Source organism: Streptomyces sp. 8L (assembly GCF_020176795.1).
GTDB lineage: Bacteria > Actinomycetota > Actinomycetes > Streptomycetales > Streptomycetaceae > Streptomyces.
Map to the genome: position 1 here is coordinate 1 of NZ_JAIUKE010000618.1, position 5,627 is coordinate 5,627.

General features: G+C 74.2%; 5 protein-coding genes and 1 pseudogene. 3 read left to right on the forward strand and 3 right to left on the reverse strand.

Annotated elements, in window-relative coordinates:
* Together LCE31_RS35800 and LCE31_RS35805 are read left to right on the forward strand one after the other, a co-directional pair.
* Positions 1-900, forward strand: a pseudogene (locus LCE31_RS35800) (serine/threonine-protein kinase); the annotation flags it as partial.
* A 91-nt stretch (positions 901-991) separates the two neighbouring features.
* On the forward strand, positions 992-2,452 hold the full coding sequence (locus LCE31_RS35805) for a lanthionine synthetase LanC family protein (protein WP_225022023.1): 1,461 nt from the start codon (positions 992-994) through the stop codon (positions 2,450-2,452).
* Here LCE31_RS35805 and LCE31_RS35810 read toward each other — a convergent pair.
* Together LCE31_RS35810 and LCE31_RS35815 are read right to left on the reverse strand one after the other, a co-directional pair.
* Positions 2,398-2,805: a GNAT family N-acetyltransferase gene (locus LCE31_RS35810; RefSeq protein WP_225022024.1), complete on the reverse strand. Its 408-nt coding sequence runs from the start codon at positions 2,803-2,805 to the stop codon at positions 2,398-2,400. The two genes, LCE31_RS35805 and LCE31_RS35810, sit on opposite strands and share 55 nt — an antisense overlap.
* A complete protein-coding gene (locus LCE31_RS35815; RefSeq protein WP_225022025.1) occupies positions 2,802-3,794 on the reverse strand; it encodes an SDR family NAD(P)-dependent oxidoreductase in 993 nt (330 codons plus the stop codon). Before LCE31_RS35815 ends, LCE31_RS35810 begins: the two co-directional genes overlap by 4 nt.
* Positions 3,795-3,912: 118 nt before the next feature.
* Between LCE31_RS35815 and LCE31_RS35820 the strand changes: the two genes are divergently transcribed.
* On the forward strand, positions 3,913-4,578 hold the full coding sequence (locus LCE31_RS35820; protein ID WP_225022026.1) for a TetR/AcrR family transcriptional regulator: 666 nt from the start codon (positions 3,913-3,915) through the stop codon (positions 4,576-4,578).
* A gap of 29 nt (positions 4,579-4,607) precedes the next feature.
* Here the strand turns inward: LCE31_RS35820 and LCE31_RS35825 are convergent, their stop codons facing one another.
* A complete protein-coding gene (locus LCE31_RS35825; RefSeq protein ID WP_225022027.1) occupies positions 4,608-5,321 on the reverse strand; it encodes a hypothetical protein in 714 nt (237 codons plus the stop codon).
* Positions 5,322-5,627: the final 306 nt, after the last annotated feature.

The window sequence follows — 5,627 nt, forward strand, 5'->3', positions numbered from 1 at the left end:
TACCAGCAGCAACTCCAGCACCAAGGACAACCCCAACAGCCGCAACCCCAGCCCCAGTCCCAACCACAACCACAACCACAACCACAACCACAACCACAGTCTCAGCCCCAACCCCAGTCTCAGCCCCAACCGCAGCCGCAGCCGGGCCCCCAGCCCGGCTACGGCTATCCGCCGGGGAACGGCACCGGGACCGTCCTGCCTCCGCAGCCGCCCGGACCCGGCCAGGCTCTCTTCGCCACCGGCCACGGCCACGGCTCCGACGCCGGCTCCGGCCGGGACGACGCCGCGCCGTCCGGACGCAGCAAGCGCGGCACGATCGCGCTGATCGCCGTCGCGCTCATCGTGGCGATCGGCGCGGGCGGCGCCGTGTACGCGGTCATGGGCAGCGGCCCCGACGACGACAAGGCCGGGGGCGGCGCCTCCGCGCACTCCCACGGGGCGCCGCTCCCGCAGGGCGGCGACGGGTCGTCCGCCGGCGCCGCGCCCTCCGGCGCACCGTCCACGTCGCCGTCACCGTCGTCTTCGCCCTCGCCCTCCGCGAAGGGCGACGTGCCGCAGGAGTTCCTCGGCACGTGGAGCGGCGGAGTGCGGACCAAGGACGGCGTGAGCCCCCGGACGCTGGTGATCAGCCAGGGCAGGGCGGGGGATCAGGTCCTGGTCCTCACCGCGGACGGCGCCCCCGGCGGGAAGGGCGGCTACCACTGCGAGTTCACCGCCCCGCTGCTCAGCGCACCGAGCGCGAAGGGGGGCCCGCTCAAGATCGGCCCCTCTTCGGTGAAGGTCGCACAGCCGAAGACGTCGTGCGCACCGGGCTCGGCCACCACGCTGACGATCCAGCCGGACGGCGGCCTGCGCCGGACGACACCCACGGGCGCGGCGGTGACGTACAAGCGCAAGTGAGCGCCGGCCGCTGGGCCCCGGGGGCTTCCGGGAACTCCCGTACGCGCCCGGTCGACGACCGTACGGGACGACGGCGGGAGGGGCACGGACGATGGACGTGACACGGGCGGGAGAGGCCGAGGCCCTGGCGGTCGGCGCCCTCGACTGGCTTCTCGGCACCGCGCGCGAGACGCGGACCGCCTCCGGCGCGGGGCCCGGTCTCGCCTGGACGACCCGGCCGTCCGACGACGAGCTCAACCCCATGCTCTACAACGGCACTTCGGGCATCGTCATGACCCTCCTGGAGGCCTGGGCCCACTTCAGGGACGACCGGTACGCCGACGCCGCCGTACGCGCCGCGCGCGGCCTCGCCGTCGCGGCCGAGGAGTGGGACCACAGCTCGCTCTACTTCGGCCGGGCGGGGATCGCCGTCGCCCTGCACGCCGTCGGCGAGGTGCTGGGGGACGCGTCCGCCCGTACGGCAGCGGGCCGTTCACTCGATCTCGTCCGCGCACGCTTCGACGGGACGCGCTGGGGCGAGCAGTTCGAGTTGCTGGGCGGCAACGCCGGTATCGCGCTGGGGGCGTTGGCGTGCGGTGACACCGGCCTCGCGGTGCTCGCCGCCGAGCCGTACCTCCGTACGGCCGAGGCGACGCCCCACGGTGTGCGGTGGGAGGGACGGCGGGGGCGGGCGTCCCGGCTCAACCACATCTCGCACGGCACCCTCGGTGTCGTCCAGGCGCTGGCGGCGGTCGGCCGCGCCGCGCACCGCGCCGACCTGGCCGAGCTCGCACGCGCGGGCGCCGCGGACGTCACGGCACGGGACGAGGCGGGTCCCGACGGCTTCCTCGTGCCGCACTCGGACCCGCACCTGCCCGACAAGGGTGTCGAGCGGATCAGCTACGGCTGGTGCAACGGCCCCACCGGCGACGCCCAGGTGTTCCGGATGCTGCGCGACACGACCGGAGATCCCGCGTGGGCGGCGCTCGCCGACCGCTGCTGGCACACCGTCACCCACTCCGGCCTGCCGCGCCGTACGCGCCCCGGCTTCTGGGACAACAACGGCCACTGCTGCGGTACGGCGGGCGTGCTGGCCCTCGCCTGCGACCGGTCCGTCGAAGCGGGCGAGAGCCCGGGCCTTGCCGACGCCCTCGTCACAGCACCGGGCCCCGCCGACACCCCCGTCAGGGCCCCGGGCCCCGCCGACACTCGCGTCACGGGCCCGGAGCCCGCCAACACCCCTGCCATGGAACCGGCATGGGCCGATACGCCCGTCACGGGCCTCGCCTTCGCCGGCATCCTCGTCGCGGACCTGGTCGGCGACGCCACCGTCGACGCGGACGGCGTCCGTTGGAGCAACACCGAGCACCGTGCCACCCCGAGCATCCTGGAGCCCGACTCCGGCTGGGCGATGGGCGCCGCGGGCATCGCCCGCGAACTGCTGCGCTACGCGCGCCTGTCGGCGGGCCGGGACCCGGCGTACGCCTTCGACTGGCCGGACCAGCCGCCCGCGCGCCGTCAGAGGCCGATCAGCCCCGCGTCCGTCGGCCGGAAGCCGCAGGCCTCGAAGTAGAACGGGCGCAGGTGCTCCTCGAAGTCCACATGGAGCCACTCGCAGTGCGCGGCGCGCGCCTCCCGCGCCGCGGTGGCGATCAGTTCGGCGCCGACCCCCCGGGACCTCAGGCGCCGGGCCACCACGGTGTCCAGGACGAAGACGTGGACTCCCCCGTCCCAGGCGACGTTGACGAAGCCGACGAGGGCGCCGTCCGCCCACGCGCAGACCCAGCCGAGGCTGTGCCGCTCCACCTGCGTCCGCCAGTCGGTGTCCTCGGCCGGGTGCCCGAACCCCTCGGCGTGCAGGGCGTTGAGGGCGGTGTTGTCGAACGTGCCGCGCCACTCGTACGTCACCTCGTACCCCTCCGTCATGCCGCACCGCCGATCTCGCCGCCGACGAGGTCGAGCGAGACCGTCCACAACTGCCGTGCGGTGGCCGGGTCGAGGGCCCACTCCTTGACGCCGTGGCTGTTGCCGAACAGCTCGGCGTCGTTTGGCACGGTGTGCGCCTCGCGGCAGTCGTCCAGGTAGTGGCCGCCGGTACGGGCGAGTTCGGAGGCGGTCGCCGCGACGAGGGTGGTGGCGGCGCCCTGGCCCGCGGTCTTGTAGGTGAAGACGCCCGCCGCCTCCGCCTCGGCCAGGTAGTCCTTCTGCCTCTGGGTGAAGTGCCGTTGCAGTCCGGTGGCGACGCCGCCGGGGTTGACGGCGTTGGCGACGATGCCGTCGCCCGCCCAGCGGCGGGTGGCCTCGACGGCGAACAGCGCGTTCGCGGTCTTGGACTGGGCGTAGGCCTCCTGCGGGTCGTACGCGCGCCGTTCGAAGTGGAGGTCGTCGAACACGACGGGCGAGCGCATGTGGGCCGTCGAGCTGACCGAGACGATCCGCGCCCCGCCGCGTTCGCGGGCACCCGCGGCGAGGGCGTCGCGCAGGCCGAGGCTCAGCGCGAAGTGGCCGAGGTGGTTGGTCGCGAACTGCAGCTCCCAGCCCTCGGCGGTCCTGGCGGGCCCGGGCGTGATGACGCCCGCGTTGTTGACCAGCAGGTGCAGGGGGCCGGCCCAGTCCTGGACGAAGCGGGCCACCGCGGCGCGATCCGCGAGGTCCAGGGCGGCCACGCGGACACCGCCCCGGCCGGTCGAGCGCGCGATGTCCTCGGCGGCCCTGTGCCCGGCGCCGGTGTCGCGGACGGCCAGCACGACGTCCCCGCCGGCGCGGGCCAGCGAGCGCGCCGTCTCCAGACCGATGCCGGACGAGCCTCCGGTGACCACCGCGCGGACGCCGCCGAGGTCGAGGCCCGCGACGACGTCGTCGGCCGTGCTCGCGGCGTCGAAGCGCGTGGTGATGAGCGGGCGGTGCGTGGGCATGGGGGCCTCCTGGAGACGACGGCGGCACGGAGCGACCGCCATCGGACTATACAAAACGCACTATACAAAACAAGCCTACGCTGTCTAGTAAGCCTCCTCGCCGGGTACGCTCTCCCGCGTGAGCTCCGACGCATCCGGCACCGCCGCCGCCCGCGCTGCCGCCGTGGGCGGCAACGGCTCCGCCATCCGCGCTGCCGGCAAGGAGGGCGAGCCCGGCCGGCGCGAGCACGTCCTGGACGCGGCGCTGCTGACCTTCGCCCGCTACGGCTACCGCAAGGCGTCGATGGACGATGTCGCCCGGGCCGCCGACATCTCCAGGCCCGGCCTGTACTTCCTCTTCTCCTCGAAGCGCGAGCTGTTCCGGGCCGCCGCCGTCCACGCGCTCGACAGCGACGTCGCAGCCGCGGAACGGGCGCTCGCCGACACCGGCCGCCCGCTCCACGACCGGCTGATCGAGGCCTTCGACCACTGGACAGGGCGGTACGTCGGTCCGCCGGTCAGGGAGGTGGCCGTCGTGATCGAGAGCAATCCGGAGCTGCTCGGACCGCTGGCCGCGGAGTACTCCACGCGCTTCGCCGGGCTGGTCACCGACGCCCTCACCGCCTCCGCGCCCGCCGGCCGCGAAGGCGTGGCGGACGACGTGGCGCAGACACTCCTGAGCACCGCGACCGGCATCAAGTACCGGGCGGCAGGCCGCGAGGAGTTCCTCGCCCGCATGACCACCGCCGTCGGCCTGCTGCTCCCGGCCCTGAAGCGGGCTCCGGGCCCCCGCGCCACTCGATGAGGTGACCGCTAGGACCGCGTGACCCCCGTTCACCCGCCCCGGCGGGCGTCGCGTTCGCGCTGACGACGGCCCTGACCCTCGTCGCGCCCCTCCGCCGCCACACCCCGTCCACCCGAGGCCGGGGCCGTACCCCCAGCGGGGCCCGGGGCCGTACCCGCGCGGTCGAAGACGACGAGGTCCCCGTACGCGACGGATTCCCGCACCACGGACGTCACCTCCGGGTGCAGCGGCACATACGCGCGCGGCAGTCCGAGGGTGTCGGGGAGCGGTGAAACGGGCACGGCGGCGCCGGCCAGTACGGCGTCCCAGTCCAGTTCCGCGGTGGTGCCCGCGCGGTCCAGGACGAAACCGAGGGTGCCCGCGCGATGCGAGCCGACGACGCGCAGGAGCGCGGCGGCCGTCCGCTCCAACTCGCCGTCCGCCAGGCCGTCCAGGCCGAATTCCAGCACCACGGTCGCCACCCCGACTTCCGGGCTGCGCACCCGGGTGAACACGTCCGTGTCGGCTGAGACCCACAGCTGGAAGTTGACCTCACCGTCCACAAAAGCGACCTGTTCCACCAACCCGCACGCCGTGGTGGCGACTTGCTCACCCCAGCTGTCCGGGCCGCCGGTGATCAGGGAGACCCGGCCGTCGCCCGGGTTCGCGCGGCGCACCCCGTTGGCGTCCAGGGCCGCGAGTACGGCCCGCGCGTCGGCCCGGCTCCAGCGGTCGCGGTACCAGTGGAAGAACCCGTCACCCATCAGGCCACCCACCACCTTCCTGGCCCGTCCACGAACCCCGCCGCTTTCCAGCGCCGCGTCCGCGCCACCCTTTTGCGGCGTCCTCCGCCCCACCCTATCGGGACCAGAGTTCCTTTATCGAGTCCCGCCGTGCTACGTTTCTCGACGTAACGGAACAGCGAACCCGTTAAGGCGGACCCTGTCTCCGGCCGCTCCGCCCTGTCCACGGCGCGCAGGCGCCCCCCCCCTTCCCGCTCCTCGCGGTGAAGCCGAAAGGGAGTCTCTGTCATGTCCACATCTGAATCGACGGCGTGCCCGACCCCGCGC

Bases quoted from the DNA above. Each gene is read 5' to 3' on its own strand.
- LCE31_RS35815 (WP_225022025.1), bottom strand. From the start codon at position 3,794: ATGCCCACGCACCGCCCGCTCATCACCACGCGCTTCGACGCCGCGAGC.
- LCE31_RS35825 (WP_225022027.1), bottom strand. From the start codon at position 5,321: ATGGGTGACGGGTTCTTCCACTGGTACCGCGACCGCTGGAGCCGGGCC.
- LCE31_RS35810 (WP_225022024.1), bottom strand. From the start codon at position 2,805: ATGACGGAGGGGTACGAGGTGACGTACGAGTGGCGCGGCACGTTCGAC.
- LCE31_RS35805 (WP_225022023.1), top strand. From the start codon at position 992: ATGGACGTGACACGGGCGGGAGAGGCCGAGGCCCTGGCGGTCGGCGCC.